The following is a 24,600-nucleotide window of genomic DNA, read 5'->3' as shown; positions in this document are numbered from 1 at the left end:
CCCAGCACGGGGCGGTGCCCGGGTTCCGTTATTTCTACCACTATCACCACGAGGCCGAGCGGGCTTCGCTCGCGCGTGTCCTGGCGCCGCGCTCGGTGGCGGTGATCGGTGCGAGCAGGAGCGAGCACGCGGTCGGTCACAAGGTGCTGCGTAACCTCATCGACGGCGGCTTCTGCGGGCCGATCCATCCCGTCAACCCGAACGCGACCGAGATCGCCGGGCTGGCCTGCCACCCCAAGGTGCCCGACGGCGTGGACCTGGCGGTGGTGGCGGTGCCCGCCCGGCAGGTGCTGGAGGTGGCGCGTGACTGCGCCGCGGCGGGAGTGGCCGGGCTGGTGGTGCTGACGTCGGGGTTCGCCGAGGCCGGGCAGCGCGCGGCGGAGTCGGAGCTGCTGCAGCTGTGCCGTACGGCCGGGATGCGGCTGATCGGCCCGAACTGCCTGGGTGTGGTGAACACCGGAGCCTGGCTGAATGCCAGCTTTCTGCCGCACCGGCCCGCCCGCGGGCGGGTGGCGTTGATGTCGCAGTCCGGCGCCGTGGGCGCGGCCCTGTTGGATCGGCTGGAGGTGTCGTCGTTCGTGTCGGTCGGCAACAAGGCCGATGTCAGCGGCAACGACCTGCTGGAGTACTGGGAGGACGACGACGACACCGGCGTGATCGCGTTGTATCTGGAGTCGTTCGGCAACCCGCGCAGGTTCGCCCGTATCGCCCGCCGGGTCGGCAGGCGCAAGCCGGTGCTGCTGGTCAAGAGCGGTCGCGGCGAGGCCGGTGGCCGGGCGGTGCGCTCGCACACGGCTGCCGCGGCCACCCCGGACGTGGCGGTGGACGCGCTCACCCGGGCCGCCGGTGTGATCCGGCTCGACAGTGTCCACGAGCTGATCGACACTGCCAAGCTGCTGGCCGGTCAGCCGTTGCCGGCCGGTCGCCGGGTGGCTGTCGTGGGCAACTCGGGCGGGCCGCAGGCGATGGCCGCCGACGCCTGCGAGGCCCACGGCCTGATCGTTCCGGAACTGCCGCCCGGACTGCTGGAGGCCCGTGCCGGCCTGCGTCGTCGGCCACGACGATCTGATCGACGGCCGCGTCCCCAGCTACGCCTTCCCCGGGCAGGCCCGGCTGCTCGCCTGCTACGGCGTGACGCCGGAGGAGTCCGCCGGGGCGGCGGCCTCCCGCGTGGGCTGCCCGCCGTGCTCAAAGCCACAGGTCCCGTGCACAAGAGCGAGGTCGGCGAGGTCCGGCTCAACCTTCAGACCCCCGACGAGGTACGGCAGGCATATCACGACATGTCAGCGCGCATAGGCACGGAGATGACCGGCGCGATCATCCAGCGCTGCGGCGGACGCGCTGACCAACGGCCGTCCCGTTCGGGACCTCCGCCCCTAAAGCTCCGGCCATTCGCGAGATGCGATGGAAGTGACACAACAAGGAGGAAGGCATGAACGCCACCGTGCACCGGGAGCGAGGACTCTTCCCGGAGATCCTCGACCCGCTCGAAGTCCCGCTCGCCGAGCGCAAGCCGGCCGGCACCCGCATCCTCGTGCAGAAGCCGGAAAAGAGCTGACCGGCGATGCGCATGACCGTCGAAGACGTGATGACGACCAAGGTCGTCTCCGTCACCGCCGCCACCCCGTTCAAGGACATCGCCCAGGCGCTCATCGCCGGCGGCATCAGCGCCGTCCTGGTGCTGGACGACGACGACCACGTGATCGGCATGGTCTCCGAGGCCGACCTGCTCCGTAAGGAGGAGTTCCGCGAGGAGTTCTACCGCGAGGGTTACCGCCCGCCGCTGCGCGCGCGGCTGCGCCACCCCAAGGGCCGCCAGAAGGCCGAGGGCGACACCGCCGCAGATCTGATGACCACTCCCGCGATCACCATCACCCCCACGGCGACCGCAGTCTCGGCGGCCCGCCTCATGGATGCCCACGACGTCAAACGTCTGGCCGTAGTCGACCACGAAGGACGCCTGCAGGGCATCGTCAGCCGGCGCGACCTGGTCAAGGTGTTCCTGCGCGGGGATGAGGAGATCGCCGCCGAGATCCGCGACCACATCCTCGACCATGCCCTGTGGGTGGACACCAGCGGGGTGCAGGTCGAGGTGCGCCAAGGCATCGTCACCCTGTCCGGCTGGATGGACCGTCGCACCGAGACCGCCATTGCCGTCCGCATGAGCGGCCGCGTCAACGGTGTCGTCGACCTCGTCGACAAGCTGACCTGGAAGACCGACGACTCCACGTGGGAGGCCAGATAGCCATGCTCGTGCGCGAGGTGATGAGCAGCCCGGCCGTCACGGTCCGCCGCACCGACCCGGTGCGGCGGGCCATCCGGCGGCTCTACGGTCACAACATCACCGCTGCTCCGGTCGTCGACGAAAGCGACCGCCTCGTGGGCGTGGTCAGCGAGCTCGACCTGCTGCGCGGCGAGTTCGAGCCCGACCCCCGCGCCACCGTACGGCCCGCTCCGAGCTCCCTTGAGCCCCCACCGCGCCAGGTGATGGAGGTCATGACCAGTGACGTCGTGACCGTCACCGAGACCACCGACGTCACCATCGCCATCGACCTCATGGTCGGCAAGCGCATCAAGAGCCTGCCCGTGCTCCGCGGCCAGGAGATCGTCGGCATGGTGAGCCGCTGCGACCTGATGGCCATGCTCGCCCGCCCCGACATGGACCTGCGCAAGGCGGTCGTCGCCACGCTGCGCGAACACTATCCCTTCGGCCCGAGCTGGGACGTCTCCGTCCACGACGGCGTGGCCGAGCTGAGCGGGCCACCCCACGAACACGCCGACCACATCGCCGACGTGCTCGCCCGCACCGTACCCGGCATCGTCCGGGTCAGACACCTCAGGAGATCCCCATGAGAACCACCGTCGAGAACGTCATGACCACCGACGTGGCCGCCGTCAACCAGAGCGCTTCCTTCCACGCCGTGGCCGAACTGCTCATCAGCAAGGCCGTGAGCGGCGTGCCCGTGCTGGACGACGACAACCGCGTCGTGGGCGTGGTGTCCGAGGCCGACCTGCTGGCCAAGCAGGAGTTCAAGGAGCGCTACTACGGCGACGGCTACCGTCCGCCGCTGCGCGCCCGCCTGCGCCACACCGTCGGCAGCGAGGGCAGCGGCTTCTACAAGGCCCTCGGCGAGACCGCCGGCGAGCTGATGACCGCCCCCGCTCACACCACCACCCCCGACGCCTCCGTCGTGCTCGCCGCTCGGCAACTGGACAAGTACGGCGTCAAGCGCCTGCCCGTGGTCGACACCGGCGGCAGGCTCGTCGGCATCGTCAGCCGCCGCGACCTGATCAAGGTCTTCCTCCGCGACGACGCCGACATCGCCGCCCAGGTTCGGGAGACCCTCCACGGCGACACCCTCGGCGTGGAGGTCACCGTGGCCGACGCCGTGGTGACCCTGTCCGGAGCTCTCGTCGAGCACAGCCAGGCCGTCAAAGCCGTCCGCCTGACCGAGAACATCGACGGCGTCGTAGCCGTGCACGACAACCTCAGCTGGAAGAACGACGACCTCGTCAACTACCCGGTGTGGGGCGGCGCCTGACATAGAACCGGCCGTCCTCTACTCGCTGAAGCTGCCGATCGGCGTCCTGCGCGAGCGCGGATCACGCCGTCGTGGGTCCGAACGTCCACGACGGCGTGATCCGCCAGAGTCACATCGCGATCCACTGCGCCGACCGGAAGGCCGGCGACGGCGCGTCGCCCGTCAAGTGCCTTGCACCGTACGCGCGGGTCGAGCGCTGCCGGGCCCGGCGCCCGCCATCATCGGAAGGGCGTCGAGCAGGCGCCGGCGCATCAGCAAGAGTGAGATCAGGCATTCACCGAGGAGGAACGATGACGGTCACCGGCGTCGACGTTCCCGTCAATGACGATCACGGCGATGCCGGGCAGATGCCCGTGTAATAGCCATGGCGTCGTCATCGTGTCCCATCCTTTTCCCGGCACGGTCACCGCAATGCCTTCACGAACAGTAATGATCTGCTACGCTAAGTATCCAAAGACGGAGTTGCGAAAATACGCAATTACTAAGAAGATGAGGGTTGCATGCCGACGACAGTGTGGAGGTGGTCACGTGAGCGGGGCGTTTGCCGAAGCGGTCCGAGAGCGAGCCCGGCTGGCCCGGGTGGCGTTGCGCGCTGCCCATCGCGAGCAGGATCCGAACGAGACTCTTGTGGCAGAGGCGGAGTGGGAGCACATCGCGCGCGTTGCCCGCACTCACGGGGTCGGCCTGGCGGAGGATCTCGCGACAGGCATGGGGCCCGTCGCGGAGGAAAGCCTGCCGGGTGAGCGGGAGCAGGGGCCGCAGCGCTGATGTCGGTACCACTGTATGAGGCCAAGGCGGAGCTGTTTCGGCTGTTGGGCCACCCGGTGCGGATCCGGGTGCTGGAGCTGTTGCAGGACGGGCCGAAACCGGTGCGGGAGCTGCTGGCCGAGATCGAGGTGGAGCCGACCGGGCTGTCGCAGCATCTGGCGGTGTTGCGCCGGTCAGAGCTGGTGACCGCTCGCCGAGAGGGCTCGACCGTGGTGTACGCGCTGTCCGGCGGGGACGTGGCCGAGCTGCTACGCGCGGCCCGCCAGCTGCTGAGTGCCAAACTGTCGGGTCAGCACGCGTTGCTGAGCGAGCTGCTGCAGGCCGATACCGGGCGTGGCTGACAATCACCAGGGCCGAGGGGGCCGGCTCGGCCACGCGTCAGGCTCTCCCGCCCGCCGCGCGATCGCTGGACGAGGTGAGCTCCTCGCCGAACCGCGCGACGCCGACGCCGGACGACCCCGGCCTGGATGATCCCTGCGGCATGTACCCAACGTTGGAGCACCAAGCAGGGAGTGATCGTGGCGAGGTTGTGGCGGAAGATCAAGAAAACGGGGCGGGTGGCCGAGCCGGCGCCGCCGAAGCCGAGCTCGGCCGTCAAGGTCGGCGAGCTGGCCGGGTCGGTGCAGCTCCGGCACGTGGACGCGGGCTCGTGCAACGGCTGTGAGGTGGAGATCGCCTCGGCGTTCGGCCCGGTCTATGACGCCGAACGGTACGGGGCACGGTTGGTGGCCTCGCCCCGACACGCCGACGCGCTGGTGGTCACCGGTCCGGTGACGCGCAACATGGAGGTGGCACTGCGCCGGACGTTCGAGGCGGTGCCCGAGCCGCGGCTGGTGGTCGCGTTGGGTGACTGCGCGCGCAACTGCGGGGTGTTCGCGGGCGCGTACGGCGTGGCGGGAGCCGTCGGCGACGTGGTCCCGGTCGACGTGGAGGTGCCGGGCTGCCCGCCGCGTCCGGAGGAGATCGTCGCGGCGCTGCGCGATCTGACCGGTAGATGACGGGTACCTTGCTGGCCGGGGCGGTCGGCCTGTGCGTGGTGACGGCGGTGGCTGCCCTGCTCGTGCCGGATCGGGCCCGCGCGCTGGTCACGGGCCTGGGGACGGCGGGCGCCGGCGGATTCGGCGTGGCTGCCGGTGTGGCGGCCGCCCTGGGCGGGCAGTGGAGCGTCTGGCTGCCGGAGCTGCTGCCGCTGGCCGGGGTGCGGTTGTCGCTGGACGGGCTGGGCGGGCTGTTCGTCGCGGTGACGGGCGGCGTGGCGGTGTGCGCGTCCCTGTACGCCATCGGATATGCCCGCGAGCACGGCCGCGTCGTGCACGGCGTGCTGCCGTTGTTCGTCGGTTCGATGCTGCTGGTCCCGGCGGCGGCGAGCGTGAGCACGCTGCTGCTGGCCTGGGAGCTGATGGCGCTGACCTCGCTGCTGCTGGTGCTCGCCGAGCACGCCCACCGGCCGCAGGTGGGGCGGGCCGGCATGTGGTACGCGGTGATGACCCACCTGGGGTTCGCCGCGATCCTGGCCGGCCTGGCCTTGTTCGCCGCTCACGCCGGCGGCGAAACCTTCGAGCAGTTGCGGACCGCGGAGCTGCCCGCGGCGGCACGGAACGCGGTGTTCCTGGCGACGCTGATCGGGTTCGCCTCCAAGGCGGGCATCGTGCCCTTGCACGTGTGGCTGCCCCGGGCGCATCCGGAGGCGCCGAGTCATGTCTCGGCGCTGATGAGCGCGGCCATGGTGAACATGGGGGTGTACGGCATCGTCCGGGTCGGCCTGGACCTGCTGGGCGGCGGAGCGGCGTGGTGGTGGCTGGTGACGCTGGGCGCGGGCGCGTTGTCGGCCCTGTATGGCATCTTGCAGGCCGCCGTCTCCTCCGACCTGAAGCGGCTGCTGGGCTACTCCACGACCGAGAACATGGGCTTGGTCCTGGTCGGGGTGGGCGCCGCCGGGTTCTTCGCCTGCTCGGGAATACCGGTCCTGGCGGGGTTGGCGTTGACGGCGGCGCTGTTGCACGTGGTCAACCATGCGGGCTTCAAGACGTTGCTGTTCCTGGCGGCGGGTTCGGTGCTGCGGGCTACCGGCGTGCGGGATCTGGACGCGCTCGGCGGGTTGCGGGCCCGCATGCCCGCCACCTCCGTGCTGTTCGCGATCGGCGCGCTGTGCGCCTCGGCGCTGCCTCCCGGTAACGCCTTCGTCAGCGAGTGGCTGCTGCTGCAGAGCCTCGTCCACGCGCTGCCCGCCTCCGGGGTGGCCGGGGCGGTGACGATGCCGCTGGCCGTGGCGGTGATCGCGTTGTCGGCGGGGCTGGCGGTGGCCACGTTCGTCAAGGCCTTCGGCATCGGCTTCCTGGCCCGGCCCCGCAGCCCGGGAGCCGAGCGTGCGGCGGAGAGCCCGGCCACGATGCTGGCCGGCATGGGCGCCACCGCCGCCTGCTGCGCCGTGCTGGCGCTCGCCCCGGCCGTGGTGCTGCCCGCCCTGTCGGCGGCCGTGACCGTCGTCCTGCCGGGGCAGCCCGCGGTGTCCGGCCGGGTGGCCCTGCATCTGAGCGGGGTGATGGGGACGATCTCCCCGGCGCTGATCACGATCGCGCTGGTGGCCGCCGTCGCCCTGGTGCCGGCGGCGCTGCGGCTGGTGGCCGGCCGGCGGGCGCGGCGCAGGGCCAGGTTGTGGGACTGCGGTGCCGGCCCGATGACGGCCCGGATGGAATACACCGCCACGTCGTTCGCCGAGCCGCTGCAGCGGGTCTTCGACAACGTGCTCGCCCCGGAAAGGGATGTGCATGTCACCCCGGCGAAGGAGTCGGCCTATCTGGTGGCGCGGGTGCGGTTCCAGGCGCGGATCCCCGACCGCGTCGAACACCGCCTCTACCAACCGGTCCTGGCGGCGATGGAGGCGCTGGGCGGTTCGGCGCGCAAACTGGCCAACGGCAGCGTGCACCGGTATCTGGCCTACGGCTTCTACGCGCTGATCGGCGCCCTGATCGTGCTGGCGGTGATCCGGTGACCGCGCTGATTCAGGTGATCCTCGTCGTGGCGGGCGCGCCGCTGCTGGCCGGCATGATGCGGCAGATCCGCGCCCGGCTGGAGGGCCGGGCCGGCCCCGGGGTGTTGCAGCCGTGGCGGGATCTGCGCAAGCTGGCCCGCAAGCAGCCCATCACCGGAGATGGCACCGGCTGGGCGTTCCGTCTGGCGCCGCTGCTGCTGGCCGCGACCGCGCTGGTGGCGGCCGCGGCGGTGCCGCTGGTGGCCACGGACTCGCCGCTGGACGGCGTCTCCGACCTGTTCGCCGTGGTCGCGCTGCTCGCGCTCGGGTCGGTGGCGCTCATCCTGGGCGGCCTGGACACGGGGACGGCGTTCGGCGGCATGGGCGCCAGCCGCGAAGTGACCATCCTGGCCCTGGTCGAGCCGACCATCTTGGTGTCGGTCTTCGCGCTGTCGGTACGGGCGGGCTCGACGAACCTGGCCGCGATCGTCACCTCGGTCGCCGAGAACCCGTGGGCGGTGCTGTCGCCGGTGAGCCTGCTGGCCGCCGCGGCTCTGGCGATCGTCACCATCGCCGAGACAGGCCGCATCCCCGTGGACAACCCCGCCACCCACCTGGAACTGACCATGATCCATGAGGCGATGGTGCTGGAGTACGCCGGCCCCGACCTCGCGCTGATCGAGTGGGCGTCGGCGGCCCGCCTGTCGGTGCTGCTCGGGCTGCTGGCCAGCCTGTTCGCACCCTGGGGGATCGCCACAGCCGACGCGGGGCCGATCGGGCTGATCGCCCTGCTGGTGGCGTGCCTGGCCTTGGCCGTCAAGGTCGCGGTGCTGGGCGCGTTGCTGGCGGCCGGCGAGGTGTTCATGGCCAAGCTGCGCCTGTTCCGGGTGCCGGAGCTGCTGGCCGGATCGTTCCTGATGGCGCTGCTGGCCGTGGCCGCGTCCTTCTTCCTGGCATGAGAGGGCCGGTATGAGTGATGCGGTGTACGTGCTGCTGCTGGACCTGGCGTGCGGCGCGTTCCTACTGACCGGGGTGCTGGTGCTGTGGCGCAGCGCCCTGTCGGCCATCGTGGGGCTGTTCGCCCTGCAAGGACTCGCCCTGGCGGCCCTGATCGTCGTGCTCGGCCTGCACCAGGGCGAGATCGAACTGGTCGCGGTGGGCGTGGGGGTCGGAGCGTTGCGCGCCGGGCTGCTGCCCCACCTCATGCGGCGCGCCCTGTCCGGCGGCGGCGACGCGCGCGAGAGCCGGCCGCTGGTCAACGTGACCACCTCACTCCTGGTCGCCGCCGTGCTGGCGATGCTCGCCTACGCGGTCTCCCAGCCGCTCATACGGCTGGCGCCCAGCCCCGCCACCCAGGCCGTGCCCGTCGCGCTGACCGTGCTGCTGGTCGGCTTCTTCGTCCTGGTCACCCGACGGCGGGCGTTGTCGCAGGTGGTGGGCTTCCTGCTGATCGACAACGCGGTCACCGCCACCGCCTTCCTGACCACCAGCGGCGTCCCCCTGGTGGTCGAGCTGGGCGTCTCGCTGGACGTGCTGCTGGCCGTCCTGGTGCTGCAGGTCCTCACCACCCGGATGAGGGCCGCGTTCGGCGGCACCGACCTCGACGAACTCAGGGAGCTGCACGACTGATGACATTCGCAGTGCTGGCGCCGGTCCTCGCGCCCCTGCTGGCGGCGTGCGGCTACGCCGTCCTCGGCTGGAACAAGGTCACCGCCTGGCTCGGCGCCCTGGCCGCCGGCGCCCTGCTCGCCTCCGCCATCCTCCTGTCGGGAACGGAGCGGGCCATGACGGTGCGGGGGCTGCTGCGCGTGGACGCGCTCAGTTCCTTCATGCTGGTCGTCATCGGCGCCGTGGCGCTGCTGGCGATGCTGGCCAGCCCTGCCTACCTGGCCGCCGAACCGGCCACGGGACACACGCAGGCCCGGGCCGCCCGCCGGTTCGGCGTACTCACCCAATCCTTCATCGCCGCGATGGCGCTCGCGGTCCTGGCCTCCAACCTCGGGGTCATGTGGGTGGCCATCGAGGCGACCACCATCCTGACCGCCTTCCTGGTCGGCTTCCACCACAGCAAGCAGGCCACCGAAGCCGCCTGGAAGTACGTCGTCATCTGCTCCGCGGGCATCGTCCTGGCCTTCCTGGGCCTGGTCATCGTGCACTACGCCGCCCTGCACGCCGGCCTTGCCCCGTCCGACGCGCTGGACAGCGCGGCCCTGGCCCACCACGCCGCCGGCCTCGACCCGGGCGTGATGCGCATCGCCGCCGTGCTGCTCGTGCTGGGCTTCGGCGCCAAGGCCGGGCTGGCGCCGATGCACGCCTGGCTGCCCGACGCGCACAGCCAGGCCCCGGCGCCGGTGTCGGCGCTGATGTCCGGCGTGCTGCTGTCCGTGGCCTTCTACGCCATCCTGCGCGTCAAGGTCATCGCCGACGTGGCGCTCGGCCCTGCGACCATGCGCGTCCTGCTGGTCGCCGCCGCCCTCGCCTCGCTGGCTGTGGCCGCGCTGCTGCTGCTCGCCCAGCGCGATTACAAGCGGCTGCTGGCCTACTCCAGCATCGAGCACATGGGACTGCTCGCCCTCGGGGCCGCGATCGGCACCCGGCTGGCGCTGGCCGCCGTCCTGCTGCACATCCTCGGCCACGGGCTCGGCAAGTCGGCGCTGTTCCTGTCCTCCGGCCACCTCCACCAAACTCTCGGAAGCAGCCGCATCGACGCGGCCCGCGGCCTCGCCCAACGATCGCCGCTGCTCGCCGCCGCCTTCGGGCTCGGGTTGCTGGCTCTGCTGGGCATGCCGCCGTTCAGCCTGTTCGCCAGCGAACTCGGCATCGTCCGGGCCGGGTTCGCCGCGGGGCTCGGCTGGGCGATCGCCCTGGCGCTGCTGCTCATGCTGGTGATCGTCGCCGCCATCGGCCGACACGGGCGCCGCATGCTCCTCGGCACGCCCGACCCCGCCCTACCGCCCGTCACACCGCCCGCCACCATGCAGCCCACCGCACCAGCCACAGCCCTGCACAGGACCGCCACCGTCACGGTGATCGCGGCGCTGGTCGCCTGCGCGCTCCTGGGCATCACCACGGGCCCGCTGGGCGACCTGCTCCACGGCGCCGCCACCATCGCCGGAGCGACCCCATGACCGACCCGACGCCGCACCGCACCATCGCCGACATCACCGCCGCCGAGCTGGCCCCGGCCGCCGCCAAGCTGCTCGCCGACGATCACCGGCTCGCCCTGGTGTCGGCCCAGCAGCAGGAGCACGGCTTCGGCGTCGTCTACCTGTTCGTCGCGCCGAACCCCGACCGGCGCACCGAACTGCGCCTGCACCTGCCCCTGAACGACCCCACGGTCCCCAGCCTCGCTGCCCTGTCCTTCCCCGCCGGCCGCTTCGAACGCGAGATGCACGATCTGTACGGCATCACGCCCGTCGATCATCCGCTTCCGCGTCGGCTGGTGCGCCACCACCACTGGCCGCGCGGCTGGTACCCGATGCGCGCCGACGCCGGCCCCCCGCCCGCCTTCGGCGACCCCGAAGGCCCCTACCCCTTCGTCACCGTCGAGGGACCCGGCGTGTACGAGATCCCGGTCGGCCCCGTGCACGCCGGGCTCATCGAACCGGGGCATTTCCGCTTCTCCGTGGTCGGCGAGACCATCCTCAAGCTCAAGGCCCGACTGTGGTTCGTACACAAGGGTCTCGAGAAACTCTTCGAACGCCGTAGCCCCGCCGATGCCCTGGCCCTGGCCGAACGCGTCAGCGGCGACACCACGGTGGGCCACACCCTGGCCTACTGCCTGGCCGTCGAGGAGGCCACCGGCACCCACGTGCCGCCGCGGGCCCGGGACGGCCGGGCCGTGCTGCTGGAGCTGGAACGCCTCTACAACCACGTCACCGACCTGGGCGCACTGTGCAACGACGTCGCCCACTCCATCCTGCACGCCCACGCCGGACGCATCCGCGAACAGCTGCTGCGCATCAACGACGAGGTCACCGGGCACCGCCTGCTGCGCGGCGGCATCACCCTCGGCGGCGCCCGGCTGCGCGCCCTGCCCGACCCCGCCCGGCTCGCGGCCATCGGCGCCGACGTCGCCGAGATCGTCGAGCTCGCCCTCGGACACAGCGTCGTGGCTGACCGCTTCACCGGCACCGCTGTCCTGTCCGAACAGGCCGCTCGCGACCTCGGCACCCTCGGTTACGTCGCCCGGGCCAGCGGCGTCGACCTCGACGCCCGCCGCGATCACCCCTTCACCGACCTCTGCCCCGTCCCCACCGCAACCCGTGCCGGCGGGGACGTGCTGGCCCGCTTCCAGATCCGCGCCGACGAGATCGCCGCCTCCATCGACCTGATCAGCCGCCTGGCCGACGGCACGTCCCCCTGCGAGACGAGCGGCCCGCTCGCCGACGGAGTCTCCTACGGTGTCGGCATCGTCGAAGGCTGGCGCGGAACCATCGCCCACCGCGTCCAATTGGCCGCCGACGGCACCCTGGCCCGCGTGAAGATCGTCGATCCGTCCTTCTTCAACTGGCCCGCCCTGCCCGTCGCCCTGTCCGGCGCGATCGTGCCGGACTTTCCCCTCGTCAACAAGAGCTTCAACCTCTCCTACGCCGGCAACGACCTCTGATCGCCGCCCGCAGGACCGGCAGTCGGTTGCCGGACCGGCGCACGCGGCGGCGTCTCCTACCGGACACTGCAGCGGTGGCCGGCCGCGGCCGGCCGGTGCCGGGCCACTGGACGGTGCGGGGCATCGTCGCCGACCTCGGCCCTGCGCTGGTCACCCTCGGCGTGGAGGACACCACGAAGTATCGGAAGTCCTTCGAGTCGGGGTACCGGCGCGAGGCCACCAAGCCGAACGAGACCTGGCAGGCGACCACACCGAGCTGGACATCTGGGTGATCGACGAGCGGGGCAGGCCGACCGCCATCGAAGACGACCACTCCCGCGCCGGCCTTCCGGCACGCGATCTGGCGCACAACCAAAAGAGCCGCCATACGAGATGTATTAGGCGTTGCATCAGATATCACATCTATTGACTTATCCCTCAAACATCCATGATCGTTCTCTCATGAATCCCCCTCCAGAAGGGGCGTCTCGCGCGAGTCAGACGTCCCGAAAGTTTCGTGCTCTCCGGCGCCGCGGCCTGATCTTCGTGGCACCTACTGCCCTGATAGGGGGATTGCTGGTCGCTACTCCTGCGGCGGCGCAGCCCGAGCCCGAGTCCGATGTGATCGTCCTCGCCGCCGATCAGCAGACGCAGATCGCGCGTCCCACGCTGGACGCGATCAAGGCCGACGCGACGCAGCGCGGTGTGCCCCTGGAGGCTGCCTTAGACGCATATCTCTCTGGTGCCCGCATGAGCCTTACCAGCGAACTCGAACCCGACGGGCCCGCGGATACGCCGGAGGTGAATGTCGACGACTTGACGGCGGGTGAGCTGGAGGACCTGCGGCTCATCGCCACGCAGGACGGGATCAGCTTCGAGGAGGCCGTCGCAGCGCACGGCTGGCAGGGTGCGTTCAACGACGTCGCGGACGAGATCGAGGCGAGCTACGGGACCGAGTTCTCCGGCGCGGCCCGCAGCCAGGATGGCAAGAGCGCATGGTTCGCGTTCAAAGGCGAAGTCCCCGAGGGGGCCGTCGCGCTGGCCAGAAAACTGCCGGTGGAAGTGAAACTGCAGGGCGGACGCGGATTCACGGAGGCCGACCTGGAACAGGCGAGCCTGACGGCGCGCGATCAGGTAGCGGCCAAGCCCGAGGTCGCCGGCGTGGCCACTTGGTACGACATCGAGACCGCGACCATCGGCGTCGGGGTGCAGCTGCAGCCCTCGATCGCGAGAGACGCTTCCGCCATCGAGCAGGTCACGCCTCCGCAGCCACAGATCCCGGGTGTCGGCCTGGCGGTATCGCTCATGGATGAGGTGACCGCCCCTGAGGACAAATACATTCGCGGTGGCGGGTTGTATTCGGGGTGCACCGCCGGTTTCAACCTGAAGTACAAATCCAGTAACACCAAGCGCCAAGGAACTGCCGGCCACTGCGCACGCGGGAGCGGTGGCGCGACCCAGGCGTACAGCAATCACAGCCAAGCAGGCGGCAGCACCACCATCAAACGAGTTTGGAAACACGAAGGCCGATACGGAGACCTGGCCTACTACACGACCGGTAGCAAGACCCCGACTCGCACGTTCTACCACAACTGGAACAAGACCCGGTATGCAACCGAACGAGGTGGCCGCCCACGACGGGGCACACGGATCTGTCACTTCGGAAAGACGACCGGCGGGAGCTGCGCCAGCGTCGCCAACAGCGTCGTCAACGTCGGCGGGATAGAGGGAATGGTGCAGATGGACCGGAACGTCAGCGAGCCAGGCGACTCCGGAGGCCCGTGGTTCTACGGCGGCACTGCCTACGGCGTGCATTACGGCAAGGTCGGTGGCAAGTCGACATTCACTCCGACGCTGCGCTTCGACTCGGCTCGCGACTACCAGGTGTGGATCAAATAGCCGATCCTCCGCCGCCTTCCAGGAGTTGCCCGCGCGCATCTCGGTGATCAGTTCGGTCGATCCTGCGGGAACGCAGCCTTGGGCCGGCGGAGCGGATTTGTTTCCTATGAGTCATCTGTGCAGCGGAACGGTGGTGGTGCGTGGCGCCCGAAGCGCGCCACCACAAGGTGTCCGTGGCCGCCTCAGCGTAGAGCCCGGCCCCGGTGCTTCGTGCTCGTCGACGGGCTGATCGCCGCCCCGCGCGGCAGCCGCGGCTGGGTCCTGCGGGCCGAGCAGAGCGTGATGGACCTCTCCCGACTTCCTTTACAACGTAGATTTCCTAGGGACAGCGGGCTGTTCGTCGAGGCGTCCGCGTCTGCCTGGCGCACACACCCAAGCGAGCTGTTCTAGCCGGGCAGGCCGTCGAGTGTGCGGATGAGGGCGGCGCGGCCCTCGCGCAAGGCACTGGCCAGGTCGGCTCCCGCCGGACCCTGCCAGAGCAGGCGCACAACGGTGGCCCCGCGCCGGACGATCAGCGCGACGTGCGCCACCGAGTCCTGGTACGTCGGCTCACGAGGCAAATCCGGACGCCGCACGGCGAGGCTCTCCATCTCACCCATCCAACCGCCCCGTCCGAAGGGCTCCACTTTGAACGGGATCCGCACCGGCTCGGCCTCACCCTCGTACCCGCAGGGCGCGATGACGTCCTTGCCAGTGACGTCGTTCTTGAACTCGTCCTCCGGCGTCACCAGCAGCCGCCGCGCCCTCTCCGCTCCCGCCGCGTCAGGCATGACGAGGACCTCCTCGCGCACGGTGACCCGTCCCGTCAGGACCCTGCCGGCCACGGGAACCGCAGCAGGCAGGTTCTTGTAGAACAGGTCGTACGTGCATGTCAGATCGGACCGATCATCCTCGCCGGTCCAGGGCGCGACGTCCGGCCCGTACGCCGAGGGCCGTGGCAGGGCCGCGGCCAGCGCTCCCAGGCCCGGCCGCGGGGACGGAACGGGCATGGGGCCATCCCAGCGGCCTCCGACGGCGGTCAGCGCGGACACGGACGCCGCGACACCCTGACCCACCCAGTGCGAGTCCTCGGTCTCGCCCTGCTCGATGGGCCACCACCACGACGCCTCGGTCAGGAACTGGCCGCGGGCGGCCACGATGTAGGCCTCGGTCGACACGTCCCCCATGTCCGGACTCCGCGCGGCCGTGTTCATGAGCTGCGTCCCACGCCAGCCCTCGCGGTCGAAGGGCAGCGTGACGGTGCTGTCGTTCTCGTCCGCGCACCGCCGCGCCGCGCGGCCCGCGAGATCCGCCAGCGGCCGCGACCGCTCCGGCGGGACGACCCAGAGCCTCAATGTCAGCGACCTCGGCAACTCGGCCACCCTCAACTCCGCACTGTAGGCGGGCACGCCCATCGGCGGCCTCAGACCGCTCTCCTCCTGGCACGCCAGCATCAGAGGCACGGCGGGCGACGTCGCGACTCGCTGCCCGTCGAGCAGGTGCCTGTCATCGACGTGGCGGCGCAGGCGCTCGGCGATGTCCTCGATCGTGGCAGCCGCGGCATACGGCGTGTCGAACGGCGGCGCGGCCGGCACCTGACCACCGTAAGTGGCCAGGAGCAGCGCCGCCCCCACGGCCATGGCAAGGGCGAGTGCGCGGCTTCTCACATGACCCACATGTGGTTCGACGCAACCCGGCACGCCATGGTTCGGCGCCTTCGACGCAGCCGTGGGCGCTGATGGAATCACGTTCCGGCGGGGAGACAGGCGGATCCTCACGCCCCTCCATGGAGCAGCGGCCCGGCAGACGACACGAAAGGTCACCTGTGCCGCTCCAGGGATTCGAACCCTGAACCTCCGCCTCCTGAAGACGGCGCCTCTGCCAGTTGGGCCAGAGCGGCTGGGCCCCGGGCTTGGCTGGCGTGGGCCGGCCCGGGGCGGGGGCCGGGTCCGGCCGGGGGGCGCCAATCCCGCCGGTCAGGCCGTGGCCCGCAGCCCTCTTCTTTCAGGGCCGCTGTCCGAGTGGCAGGATTCGAACCTGCGGTGCTCCTGCTCCCAAGGCAGGCGGGCTGACCAAACTGCCCCACACTCGGTCGTCAACAAATAAGCCGCCCCGGTGCACTCCGAGACGGCTTTCCGATAATCGGCTCGGTTATCCGGAAAGCCCTTGCCACAGTCGGGGGTAGCTCACTTCGCTGCCTTTCTTTCGTGCGGCTGGACAATGTCCACGGTAAAGGAATGATCGGCGGCGGTGCCACATATTTATTTCTGCGCGCGCGATTCCGGGGTCTCCACGCGGAAGTGGGGCAGGGACTCGGGGTAGTTGTCCCTGACGTGGTTGACCAGGAACTCGCGTACGTCGCACTTGAGGTCCCACGAGGACGGCGAGTCCGCGGCGCTCATCAGGGCGCGCAGTTCCACCAGGCCGTTCGGCAGCACGTCGGTGACCTGGAGCGTCCAGTCCTTCTGGTCCCACAGCGGGTTGCCCTGCAGGAACTCGTACAGCGCCTCCCGGAGTTTGGGCACCGGCACCGACCAGTCCACGCGCAGGAACACGACGGCGAGGACGCGGCTGCCGTGCCGGGTCCAGTTCTCGAACGGGTTCTGGGTGAAGTACGACACCGGCAGGACCAGGCGGCGCTCGTCCCACAGGCGCACGACGACGTAGGTGAGGGTCAGCTCCTCGATCCGGCCCCATTCGTTCTCCACGACGACCACGTCGTCGAGCCGGAGCGCGTCGCTGAAGGCCAGCTGGAGGCCGGCGAGGGCGTTGCCGATGGTGGGCTGGGCGGCGATGCCGACGATGGCGCCGGCGATGCCCGCCGAGGCCAGGATGCCCGCGCCGAGCGCGCGGACCTGCGGGAACGAGAAGAGCATCGCGCCGATCGCGATCACGACGATGACCGCGGCGGCGATGCGGCGGACCAGCCCGATCTGCGTCATGATCCGCCGCGCCCGGCGGTTGCGCTCCCCTTCGACCAGCACCAGCCGGTCGAGCACCACGTCCGTCAGCGCGTACGTGGCCTGCACGATCAGCCAGGTGACGGCGGCGATGGTGGCCAGGCCGAGCACCCGGTTGACGGTGGCCGCGACGGCCTTAGCGTCCGCGCTCGCGCCGAACATCCCCGGCGCGAACGCCAGGTTGAAGGCCGCCACGACCGCCACGGTGAAGGCGGACCACGTGCAGTGCTCCACCAGGTGCCGGGGGAACGCCCATTTGCGTCCGGCCCTGTTCAGCACCCTCCGGACCAGCTCAACCAGGAGGATCGAGCCGATCACCGAGATTACGAGAATCGGCCAGCCTGCTGGAGACTGCACGCCTATGCCCCCAATGTCTAGAAAGTCTCGTCAAAGGTCACATTGCCCTCAACTGCCACTTGATACGCAGAGACACGCCGTTCGAAGAAATTGGCCAGCTCCTGCACGTCCTGCAGCTCCATGAACGCGAAGGGGTTGGCCGAGCCGTACCTCGTGGGCAGGCCCAGCCTGGCCAGCCGCTGGTCGGCGACGTATTCCAGGTATTGGCGCATCTGTGCGACCCCCATGCCGGGCATGCCGTCCCCGCAGAGGTCCTCGGCGAAGGCCAGCTCGGCGGCCACGGCCTCCTCCACCATGAGGGTAACCTGTTTGCCCAGCTCATCGTCGAAAAGGTCGGGCTCCTCGGCCCGCACGGTCTCCACCACGCTGAAGGCGAACTCCATGTGCATGGACTCGTCGCGGAAGACCCAGTTCGTCCCGGTGGCCAGGCCGCCGAGCAGGCCCCGGGAGCGGAACCAGTAGACGTACGCGAAGGCCCCGTAGAAGAACAGGCCCTCGATGCAGGCGGCGAAGCAGATGAGGTTGAGCAGGAAACGCCGGCGGTCGTCCCGCGTCTCCAGGCGCTGCAGCTCGTTGATCGAGTCGATCCACTTGAAGCAGAATTCCGCCTTGTCGCGAATCGAGGGGATGTGGTCGATCGCGGCGAAGGCCTTCACCCTTTCGGCGGGATCCGGCAGGTACGTGTCCAGCAGCGTCAGATAGAACTGGACGTGCACGGCCTCCTCGAACAGCTGCCTGCTGAGATAGAGGCGCGCCTCAGGGGCGTTGACGTGCTGGTAGAGGTTGAGCACGAGGTTGTTGGCCACGATGGAGTCGCCGGTGGCGAAGAACGCGACCAGCCGGTTGATCAGGTGCCGCTCCTGCGGCGTCATCCTGGCCAGGTCGGCGAGGTCGGTGTGAAGGTCCACCTCCTCGACGGTCCACGTGTTGCGGATGGCCGCGCGGTAGCGCTCGTAGAAGTCCGGGTAGCGCATGGGCCGCAGCGTGAGGTCCATACCTGGGTCGAGCAGCACAACAGTCTCCTTACTGGCAGGCTTCGCAGGTCTCGGGGTTCTCCAGGGAGCAGGCGATCGCCTCCGCGGCGGCCTCTGCGGGGACCGCCTGGACGGTGGTCTGGGCGATGCGGGTGGCGGGCCGGGAGCGCAGGTAGTACGTGGTCTTCAGGCCCCGCTTCCAGGCGTAGGCGTACATCGACGAGAGCTTGCCGATGGTCGGGCTGGCCATGAAGAGGTTCAGGGACTGGGACTGGTCGATGTACGGCTGGCGCGCGGCGGCCAGGTCGATCAGCGCCTTCTGCGGCAGCTCCCAGGCGGTGCGGTAGAGCACCTTGAGGTCGTCGGGGATGCCGGGGACCGTCTGGACCGAGCCGTCGGCCCGCTTGAGGTCGTCCCGCAGCTGCTGCGTCCACAGCCCGCGCGCCTGCAGATCGGCCACCAGATACCGGTTGACCTGGAGGAACTCTCCCGACAGCGTCTCGCGCTTGAACACGTTGGACACCTGCGGCTCGATGCACTCGTAGCAGCCGGCGATGGAGGCGATCGTGGCGGTGGGCGCGACGGCGATCATGAGCGAGTTGCGCAGGCCGGTGCGGGCGACCTTCTCCCGCACGGCGTCCCAGCGCCGCGTGCTCGTGACGTAGTGGTCCGGGTGCAGCACTCCCCCGGCCGCCCGCGTCTCGGCGTACGACGGGTGCCGGCCGCGCTCGGCCGCCAGGTCGGCCGAGGTGTCGTACGCGGCCAGCGCGATCTCCTCGGCGATCCTGGTGGACAGCTCCAGCGCCTCGGGCGAGTCGAACGGCAGCCGCAGCGTGAAGAACACGTCGGCCAGGCCCATGACGCCGAGCCCGATGGGCCGCCAGCGCTTGTTCGCCGCCTCGGCCTCGGGCGTCGGGTAGAAGCCCAGGTCGATGGTCCGGTCCAGGAAGCGCACGGCCGTTCGCACGGTGCCGCGCAGCCGGTCCCAGTCCAGGTCACCGGCCAGGTCACCGGCCAGGTCACCGGTCAGGAGGTGGGCGGCCAGGTTGATCGAGCCGAGGTTGCAGACTGCGGTCTCGGCGTCGCTGGTGACCTCCAGGATCTCGGTGCACAGGTTCGACAGGTGGATGACGTTCCCGGGGCGGCCGGTCTGGTTGGAGGTGCGGTTGGCGGCGTCCTTGAAGGTCATCCAGCCGTTCCCGGTCTGGGCGAGCGTGCGCATCATCCGGCCGTACAGGGTCCTGGCCGGGATCTGCCGGACATGTCGCCCGGCGGCCTCGTACGCGCGGTACGCCCGCGTGAACGCGTCACCGTACAGGTCGGTGAGGTCGGGCACCTCCTTCGGGTCGAACAGCGACCAGACCTCGTCCGCCTCCACCCGGCGCATGAACTCGTCGGGCACCCAGTTCGCCAGGTTCAGGTTGTGGGTGCGGCGGGCGTCCTCGCCGGTGTTGTCGCGCAGCTCCAGGAACTCCTCGATGTCGGCGTGCCAGGTCTCCAGGTAGACGCAGGCCGCGCCCTTGCGCCGCCCGCCCTGGTTGACGGCCGCGACGGACGAGTCGAGCGTGCGCAGCCACGGGACGATGCCGTTGGAGTGGCCGTTGGTGCCCCGGATCAGGGAGCCGCGCGAGCGCACCCGGGTCCAGGCGATGCCGATGCCTCCGGCGTACTTCGACAGCCGCGCCACCTGCCCGTACCGGTCGTAGATCGCCTCCAGCTCGTCGCGCGGCGAGTCGAGCAGGAAGCACGACGACAGCTGCGGGCGGCGCGCGCCCGAGTTGAACAGCGTGGGCGAGCTGGGCAGGTACGACAGCGTGGACATGAGCGCGTAGAGCTCGGCGGCCTCCGCCACCGACTCCGACAGGCCGCAGGCCACGCGGAGGAAGAAGTGCTGCGGGCGCTCCAGCACCGCCCGCGTCTCGGGGTGGCGCAGCAGGTAGCGGTCATAGACGGTGCGCAACCCGAAATACTCGAACCGGTCGTCCGCCGCCACGGAGACCAGCGCGTCCAGCTCGGCGGCGTGCGCGGCGACGAACTCCGCCAGCCCGTCCTGGATCAGCCCGGCCGCGTGGGTGGCGGCGATGGACTCGGAGAACGTCCGCACCCCGTGCGCGGCGGCCTCGTCGGCGATCTCCTCGGCCAGGAGCCGGGCGGCGACCCGGGAGTTGGCCGGGTCGGTGATGACCCGGGCGGCGGCCTCCTCGATGGCCAGGCGGCGATCGACCTCGATGATCTGCGTCACGTGCTCTCTCCTCGCGAGCTCGTCCCCCGTGAGGGCGCGCGAGAGCACGGCGGCACGGATCATCCCCCGGCCGTTTCGCTCCCCGGCCCTCCCGCGAGGCCATGGTCACTTCGTGCCGGGCGGGCGGCCCGGGCACACCGCTGGCAGGTCTTCGGGCTCGCGGGCGCGCGCATCGCTCCTACTGGCCGTCGCTTCCCAGATCGCTCCAGTGCACCTGACGGCGGTCGTTCCCGCTCACCGCTGCGGGGCAGCCCCGGAATCACACCGGGTTCCCTTTTGCTCCGCCTCCGGAGAGGCGAACCAGCGACGAGCAGGATCCTACATCTAGTGGCCGTTCCCGCAACTACCCCAGCATGTTGTGGCCTTGGTGGTGCCGAGCAGACCGAGATCCCGCAGGACGGCGCGGGTGCGCTCGACCTCGGAGCCCAGCCACTGCTTGAAGTCGGCGCCGCTGAGCGGGATCGAGATCCAGCCCGCGGACCGGCAGGCCGCCTCCCAGTCGGCCGATCCGGTCACGTCCTCGCACATGCGGATGGCCGATTCGCGGCTCTCATCCGTCATGCGCTCGGGCCCGAAGGCCGCCGCCCAGTCCACGAAGTCGACCCGTACGCCGGACTCCAGCAGCGTCGGCGCGTCGAGGCCGGGCACCTGCCTGGCCGAGGACACCGCGAGCGCCTTGACCTGGCCGGCCTTGATGCTCGCGCGCCAGTCGGCCAGCGGGCCCGCGGCCGCCGCGGCCTTGCCGGACAGCAACGCGGTGACGGCCTCCTGGCTGCTGGGGTAGCCGGTGTACTCGAGCTGGCGGGTGTCGGCGCCGAGCCCCCTGGCGATCAGGCCGAACAGCAGGTGGTCGGGCTCCCCCTGGGGCCCGCCCGCCAGCTGCGTCTGGCCCGGACTGGCGAGCAGGTGGGCGCCGAACGCCTCGAAGTCCCCGAACGGCGAGTGGACGGGCACGACCACGACCTCGACCTCGCCGGTGAGCCTGGACAGGGGGGTCGCGGTGTCGAGGAGGGTCTGGCCGTTGTTCAGCTCGGCGGCGGCCAGCGCGGGCAGCCCGCTCACCATGATCCTGGTGCCCGCGCCGGTCTCGTATCCGGCCGTCCGGGCCGCGCCGGCGAACGCCTGCCCGACGCGCTCCCAGCGGCGCCCCTGAGGGCCGATCGAGTATCGGGCGCGCAGGCCCGCCGCAGTCCCGGCGAAGCGCTCCGTCCCGCAGCCGGCCGCGCACGCGGCCAGGCCCAGCCCCCATGCGAAGAACCGCCGACGGCGCATGTGCCTCTCCCCCGAGCATCGCGAGTCATCGCTCACTCTAAGTTATCGACACAATACGCAGAGATACACATATCTCTCATAGTGGCTTTTTGCCGACCCCGGCCATCAGGGACGACGGCAGCGACCAGTCCCCCACCAGCTTGGGCCGGTCGGGACGCCAGTCGACGGCCTGCACCAGGCCCGGCGGCTCCAGCGGGAAGTCGCCGAAGAAGGCGCGGATCTCGGCGGGCGTGCGGTCGGTGCCGCCGCTCGGATCGTCCGAGGAGGCGCCCCGGTAGCGCTGCCCGTCCTCCAGACGGCCCATCGAGGTGGCGTGGGTGATCACCAGGTAGCTGCCCGGCGCCAGCCGCTCGCGCAGGGTCGCCAGAGCCTGCTGCGGCCGCGCCGAATCCGGCAGGAAGTGCAGGATCGACACGAGCAGCACCCCGACCGGCCGGCGCAGGTCCAGGAACCCGCCCGCTCCCGCCAGCACCGCGTCGGGATCCAGGAGGTCCGCCTCGACGAGCGCGGCCCTGCCCGAGTGTCCGAGCAGGGCCGTGGCGTGTGCTGCGACGACCGGATCGCGATCGACGTAGACGACCCGGGCCTCGGGCGCCACCTCGTGCGCGCTGCCCTGGGTCGGCAGCCCGCTGCCGAGGTCGAGGAACTGCCGTACCCCGGCGGCGGCCACGTAGCGCACGGCACGCTGGAGGAAGGCCCGGTTTGCGCGGGCCAGCGGGACCGCCTCCGGGATCAGCTCGGCGAGCTGCTCGATGGCCTGGCGGTCGACCGCGAAGTTGTCCTTCCCGCCGAGCATGTAATCGTACATGCGTGCGAGATTGGGCCTCTCAGCGTCGAACTGCCGCACGTATCGAATTTATGTCGTCCGCAGCAAGATAACGAGGTTTGAGGCCAAATTAGCCTGTTTATTCAACCGTGACGCTCTTGGCGAGATTGCGAGGCTTGTCCACATCCCGGCCGAGCGCCACCGCGGCATAGTACGCGAGCAGCTGAAGCGGGATCGTGAGCAGGATCGGGTCCAGCTCGATCTCGTTCTTGGGGATCACGATCACGTCGTCGGCCAGCTTGACGTCGGGCTCGCGGTGACCGACCATGAGCACCTGCCCGCCGCGCGCGCGGATCTCGCCCAGCGTGGTGAGGTTCTTGTCGAGCAGCTCGTCGTCGGGGACGATGGCGACCGTCGGCATGTCGGGGCCGATCAGCGCGAGCGGCCCGTGCTTGAGCTCGCTGGCCGGGTACGCCTCGGCGTGCACGTACGAGATCTCCTTGAGCTTCTGCGCGCCCTCCCTGGCCACCGGGTAGCCGCGCACGCGGCCCACGAACATCATGCTCGGGTGCTTGGCGTACTTCTGCGCCAGCTCGGCGATCTTGTCGCTCTGGGTGAGGATCTCCTCGATCTGCCCCGGCAGCCTGCGCAGGCCGTCGACGATGCGCCGCCCGTCGGCGGGCGACAGGTCGCGCACCCGGCCCAGGTGCAGCGCGAGCAGCGCGAACGCCAGCGACGTCGAGGTGAACGCCTTGGTCGAGGCCACCGAGACCTCGGGACCCGCGTGCAGGTAGATGCCGCCGTCCACCTCGCGGGCGATGGCGCTGCCGACCGCGTTGACGATGCCGATGACGCGGCCGCCCTTGCGCTTGAGCTCCTGCACGGCGGCGAGCGTGTCGTACGTCTCGCCCGACTGGCTGATGGCGACGTAGAGCGTGTCGGGGTCGACGACCGGGTTGCGGTAGCGGAACTCGCTGGCGGGCTCGGCGTCGGACGGGATGCGGGCCAGCTCCTCGATGAGCTGCGCCCCGATCTGTCCCGAGTAGTACGCGGACCCGCAGCCGATGATCTTCACCCGGCGGAAGCCCCGCGTCTCGCGGGCGTCCATGTTGAGCCCGCCCAGGTGGGCCACGTGGAAGCGCTCGTCGAGCCGGCCGCTCATCGTACGGGTGATCGTCTCGGGCTGCTCGGAGATCTCCTTGAGCAGGTAGTGCTCGTAGCCGCCGGTGTCGTAGTGGCCGGCGTCCCAGTCGACGGTCAGCGGCTCCTTGGCGGTCTCGCGGGCGTCGCTGGCGAAGGTGTGGAAGCCGTCGGCCTTGAGCACGGCCAGCTCGCCGTCCTCCAGGTGCACGACCTGACGCGTGTAGCGGACGAGCGCGGCCACGTCGGACGCGGCGAACATCTCCTTCTCGCCGATGCCCAGCACGATCGGGCTGCCGTTGCGCGCCACGACCACCTCGCCGGGGCGTTCGCGGTCGATGACCGCGATGCCGTACGTGCCGACGATGCTCTTGAGCGTCTTCCTGACCGCCTCCTCCAGGGAGTCGTTCTCGTCGGCGGCGCGCGCGATCAGGTGCGCGAGCACCTCGGTGTCCGTCTCGGAGGCGAACACCACGCCGTCGGCCTCCAGCTTCGCGCGCAGCTCGCCGGCGTTCTCGATGATGCCGTTGTGCACGACCGCGATGCGCTCGTCGGAGGAAAGGTGGGGATGGGCGTTCTCGTCACTCGGCACGCCGTGCGTGGCCCAGCGGGTGTGCCCGATGCCCAGGGTGCCCTTGAACCTGGCCGGCACGACCTTGGCCAGGTCCGCCACACGACCCTTGACCTTGCGTAGCTTGAGCCCCCGGTTGGACACCACGACCCCGGCCGAGTCGTACCCCCGGTACTCCAGACGCTGCAGGCCCTCCAGCAGGATGGGCGCCGCGTCCCGTGGGCCGACATAGGCCACGATTCCGCACATCGAGGTCTCCTCTTCATCCGTAGACGATCCTGCGCAGCTGCCGCAGGGACAGCTCCGGTGCCGCGACCCGCCGACCGCGTAATTCGGCGGCGATCCTGGGGAAGATCTCGTCGTTGGTGTGGCCGACCGTTTTCAGCTCGGCGTGCCGGCGGCGGACGTACTCCTCGACGGACTCGGAGAAGTACGACAGCACGTCGGCGATCACCTTCGCCGCCTCACCCGGGCCCAGCGGGCTCGTCTCGGTGAGGTGGACGATGAGGTCTTCGTAGGGATGTCGTGCCGGGGACACAGACGAGGACATTACGCATCTGGAACGAGACAC

The 24,600-nt window shown here is 70.3% G+C and carries 23 protein-coding genes, 2 tRNA genes and 1 riboswitch; of the genes, 15 read left to right on the top strand and 10 right to left on the bottom strand.

From position 1 onward, the window contains the following. The 15 genes from ACWEPL_RS41370 to ACWEPL_RS41300 form a co-directional block, all read left to right on the top strand. On the top strand, nucleotides 1–1,436 hold a 1,436-nt coding region (locus ACWEPL_RS41370; RefSeq protein WP_452439420.1), incomplete at its 5' end, for a CoA-binding protein. Further along, the gene (locus tag ACWEPL_RS41365) at nucleotides 1,433–1,558 is read left to right on the top strand and encodes a hypothetical protein (RefSeq protein WP_452439419.1); all 126 of its coding nucleotides are present in this window, start codon (nucleotides 1,433–1,435) and stop codon (nucleotides 1,556–1,558) included. The genes ACWEPL_RS41370 and ACWEPL_RS41365, both read left to right, overlap by 4 nt. A 6-nt stretch (nucleotides 1,559–1,564) precedes the next feature. Further along, on the top strand, nucleotides 1,565–2,245 hold the full coding sequence (locus ACWEPL_RS41360; RefSeq protein WP_452439418.1) for a CBS domain-containing protein: 681 nt from the start codon (nucleotides 1,565–1,567) through the stop codon (nucleotides 2,243–2,245). A gap of 2 nt (nucleotides 2,246–2,247) precedes the next feature. After that, nucleotides 2,248–2,853, top strand: a complete 606-nt coding sequence (locus ACWEPL_RS41355; protein ID WP_452439417.1) for a CBS domain-containing protein — start codon at nucleotides 2,248–2,250, stop codon at nucleotides 2,851–2,853. Further along, nucleotides 2,850–3,542 (top strand): CBS domain-containing protein, encoded by a 693-nt coding sequence (locus tag ACWEPL_RS41350; RefSeq protein ID WP_452439416.1) that lies wholly within the window; start codon nucleotides 2,850–2,852, stop codon nucleotides 3,540–3,542. The genes ACWEPL_RS41355 and ACWEPL_RS41350 overlap by 4 nt, the downstream gene beginning before the upstream one ends. A 528-nt stretch (nucleotides 3,543–4,070) precedes the next feature. After that, nucleotides 4,071–4,310, top strand: a complete 240-nt coding sequence (locus ACWEPL_RS41345; protein WP_452439415.1) for a hypothetical protein — start codon at nucleotides 4,071–4,073, stop codon at nucleotides 4,308–4,310. Next, on the top strand, nucleotides 4,310–4,651 hold the full coding sequence (locus ACWEPL_RS41340) for an ArsR/SmtB family transcription factor (RefSeq protein WP_363965171.1): 342 nt from the start codon (nucleotides 4,310–4,312) through the stop codon (nucleotides 4,649–4,651). Before ACWEPL_RS41345 ends, ACWEPL_RS41340 begins: the two co-directional genes overlap by 1 nt. Before the next feature lie 177 nt (nucleotides 4,652–4,828). Then, the gene (locus ACWEPL_RS41335) at nucleotides 4,829–5,308 is read left to right on the top strand and encodes an NADH-quinone oxidoreductase subunit B family protein (protein WP_363965173.1); all 480 of its coding nucleotides are present in this window, start codon (nucleotides 4,829–4,831) and stop codon (nucleotides 5,306–5,308) included. Then, a complete protein-coding gene (locus tag ACWEPL_RS41330) occupies nucleotides 5,305–7,302 on the top strand; it encodes a proton-conducting transporter transmembrane domain-containing protein (protein WP_452439414.1) in 1,998 nt (665 codons plus the stop codon). Before ACWEPL_RS41335 ends, ACWEPL_RS41330 begins: the two co-directional genes overlap by 4 nt. Then, nucleotides 7,299–8,240, top strand: coding sequence for a respiratory chain complex I subunit 1 family protein (locus ACWEPL_RS41325; RefSeq protein ID WP_452439413.1), 942 nt, complete (start codon nucleotides 7,299–7,301; stop codon nucleotides 8,238–8,240). Before ACWEPL_RS41330 ends, ACWEPL_RS41325 begins: the two co-directional genes overlap by 4 nt. 10 nt (nucleotides 8,241–8,250) lie before the next feature. Further along, nucleotides 8,251–8,910 carry a hypothetical protein gene (locus ACWEPL_RS41320; RefSeq protein ID WP_363965179.1) on the top strand — a complete coding sequence of 220 codons (660 nt, stop codon included), beginning with the start codon at nucleotides 8,251–8,253 and terminating at the stop codon, nucleotides 8,908–8,910. Continuing rightward, nucleotides 8,910–10,409: a proton-conducting transporter transmembrane domain-containing protein gene (locus ACWEPL_RS41315; RefSeq protein WP_452439412.1), complete on the top strand. Its 1,500-nt coding sequence runs from the start codon at nucleotides 8,910–8,912 to the stop codon at nucleotides 10,407–10,409. Before ACWEPL_RS41320 ends, ACWEPL_RS41315 begins: the two co-directional genes overlap by 1 nt. Continuing rightward, nucleotides 10,406–11,890 carry a hydrogenase large subunit gene (locus ACWEPL_RS41310; protein ID WP_452439411.1) on the top strand — a complete coding sequence of 495 codons (1,485 nt, stop codon included), beginning with the start codon at nucleotides 10,406–10,408 and terminating at the stop codon, nucleotides 11,888–11,890. The genes ACWEPL_RS41315 and ACWEPL_RS41310 overlap by 4 nt, the downstream gene beginning before the upstream one ends. A 74-nt stretch (nucleotides 11,891–11,964) precedes the next feature. Then, nucleotides 11,965–12,162: a hypothetical protein gene (locus tag ACWEPL_RS41305; protein ID WP_452439410.1), complete on the top strand. Its 198-nt coding sequence runs from the start codon at nucleotides 11,965–11,967 to the stop codon at nucleotides 12,160–12,162. A gap of 280 nt (nucleotides 12,163–12,442) precedes the next feature. After that, nucleotides 12,443–13,768: a hypothetical protein gene (locus ACWEPL_RS41300; protein ID WP_452439409.1), complete on the top strand. Its 1,326-nt coding sequence runs from the start codon at nucleotides 12,443–12,445 to the stop codon at nucleotides 13,766–13,768. A gap of 386 nt (nucleotides 13,769–14,154) precedes the next feature. On the opposite strand, the gene ACWEPL_RS41295 is transcribed toward ACWEPL_RS41300, so the two are convergent. The 10 genes from ACWEPL_RS41295 to ACWEPL_RS41250 all read right to left on the bottom strand — a co-directional run bounded on the left by ACWEPL_RS41295 (nucleotide 14,155) and on the right by ACWEPL_RS41250 (nucleotide 24,567). After that, on the bottom strand, nucleotides 14,155–15,414 hold the full coding sequence (locus tag ACWEPL_RS41295; RefSeq protein WP_452439408.1) for a hypothetical protein: 1,260 nt from the start codon (nucleotides 15,412–15,414) through the stop codon (nucleotides 14,155–14,157). Between the two features lie 159 nt (nucleotides 15,415–15,573). Further along, nucleotides 15,574–15,647: transfer RNA gene (locus tag ACWEPL_RS41290), tRNA-Leu, on the bottom strand. 116 nt (nucleotides 15,648–15,763) lie between these two features. Next, a tRNA-Pro gene (locus ACWEPL_RS41285) sits at nucleotides 15,764–15,839 on the bottom strand. Nucleotides 15,840–16,008: 169 nt separating this feature from the next. After that, nucleotides 16,009–17,025, bottom strand: a complete 1,017-nt coding sequence (locus ACWEPL_RS41280; protein WP_363965191.1) for a mechanosensitive ion channel family protein — start codon at nucleotides 17,023–17,025, stop codon at nucleotides 16,009–16,011. 56 nt (nucleotides 17,026–17,081) lie between these two features. Next, nucleotides 17,082–18,077 (bottom strand): ribonucleotide-diphosphate reductase subunit beta, encoded by a 996-nt coding sequence (locus tag ACWEPL_RS41275; protein ID WP_363965193.1) that lies wholly within the window; start codon nucleotides 18,075–18,077, stop codon nucleotides 17,082–17,084. A gap of 10 nt (nucleotides 18,078–18,087) precedes the next feature. Next, on the bottom strand, nucleotides 18,088–20,280 hold the full coding sequence (locus ACWEPL_RS41270) for a ribonucleoside-diphosphate reductase subunit alpha (protein WP_452439407.1): 2,193 nt from the start codon (nucleotides 20,278–20,280) through the stop codon (nucleotides 18,088–18,090). A 125-nt stretch (nucleotides 20,281–20,405) separates the two neighbouring features. After that, a riboswitch (cobalamin riboswitch) is annotated at nucleotides 20,406–20,600 on the bottom strand. 4 nt (nucleotides 20,601–20,604) lie between these two features. Continuing rightward, nucleotides 20,605–21,552, bottom strand: coding sequence for a tripartite tricarboxylate transporter substrate-binding protein (locus ACWEPL_RS41265; protein WP_452439406.1), 948 nt, complete (start codon nucleotides 21,550–21,552; stop codon nucleotides 20,605–20,607). 76 nt (nucleotides 21,553–21,628) lie between these two features. Then, a complete protein-coding gene (locus tag ACWEPL_RS41260; RefSeq protein WP_363965197.1) occupies nucleotides 21,629–22,399 on the bottom strand; it encodes an SAM-dependent methyltransferase in 771 nt (256 codons plus the stop codon). Nucleotides 22,400–22,457: 58 nt separating this feature from the next. Beyond that, nucleotides 22,458–24,278 carry a glutamine--fructose-6-phosphate transaminase (isomerizing) gene (glmS, locus tag ACWEPL_RS41255; protein WP_350722052.1) on the bottom strand — a complete coding sequence of 607 codons (1,821 nt, stop codon included), beginning with the start codon at nucleotides 24,276–24,278 and terminating at the stop codon, nucleotides 22,458–22,460. 13 nt (nucleotides 24,279–24,291) lie between these two features. Continuing rightward, entirely contained in the window at nucleotides 24,292–24,567 is a 276-nt protein-coding gene (locus ACWEPL_RS41250) for a hypothetical protein (protein WP_394491059.1), read from the bottom strand. Nucleotides 24,568–24,600 lie beyond the last annotated feature (33 nt).

It is taken from the genome of Nonomuraea sp. NPDC004186 (assembly GCF_053603495.1).
The sequence above is the reverse complement of the archived record's forward strand: the minus strand, read 5'-3'. Positions and strand labels throughout refer to the sequence as shown.

Coding starts and splice junctions, on each gene's coding strand:
- ACWEPL_RS41365 (WP_452439419.1), top strand. CDS start 1,433: ATGAACGCCACCGTGCACCGGGAGCGAGGACTCTTCCCGGAGATCCTC.
- ACWEPL_RS41360 (WP_452439418.1), top strand. CDS start 1,565: ATGCGCATGACCGTCGAAGACGTGATGACGACCAAGGTCGTCTCCGTC.
- ACWEPL_RS41355 (WP_452439417.1), top strand. CDS start 2,248: ATGCTCGTGCGCGAGGTGATGAGCAGCCCGGCCGTCACGGTCCGCCGC.
- ACWEPL_RS41350 (WP_452439416.1), top strand. CDS start 2,850: ATGAGAACCACCGTCGAGAACGTCATGACCACCGACGTGGCCGCCGTC.
- ACWEPL_RS41340 (WP_363965171.1), top strand. CDS start 4,310: ATGTCGGTACCACTGTATGAGGCCAAGGCGGAGCTGTTTCGGCTGTTG.
- ACWEPL_RS41330 (WP_452439414.1), top strand. CDS start 5,305: ATGACGGGTACCTTGCTGGCCGGGGCGGTCGGCCTGTGCGTGGTGACG.
- ACWEPL_RS41320 (WP_363965179.1), top strand. CDS start 8,251: ATGAGTGATGCGGTGTACGTGCTGCTGCTGGACCTGGCGTGCGGCGCG.
- ACWEPL_RS41315 (WP_452439412.1), top strand. CDS start 8,910: ATGACATTCGCAGTGCTGGCGCCGGTCCTCGCGCCCCTGCTGGCGGCG.
- ACWEPL_RS41310 (WP_452439411.1), top strand. CDS start 10,406: ATGACCGACCCGACGCCGCACCGCACCATCGCCGACATCACCGCCGCC.
- ACWEPL_RS41265 (WP_452439406.1), bottom strand. CDS start 21,552: ATGCGCCGTCGGCGGTTCTTCGCATGGGGGCTGGGCCTGGCCGCGTGC.
- glmS (WP_350722052.1), bottom strand. CDS start 24,278: ATGTGCGGAATCGTGGCCTATGTCGGCCCACGGGACGCGGCGCCCATC.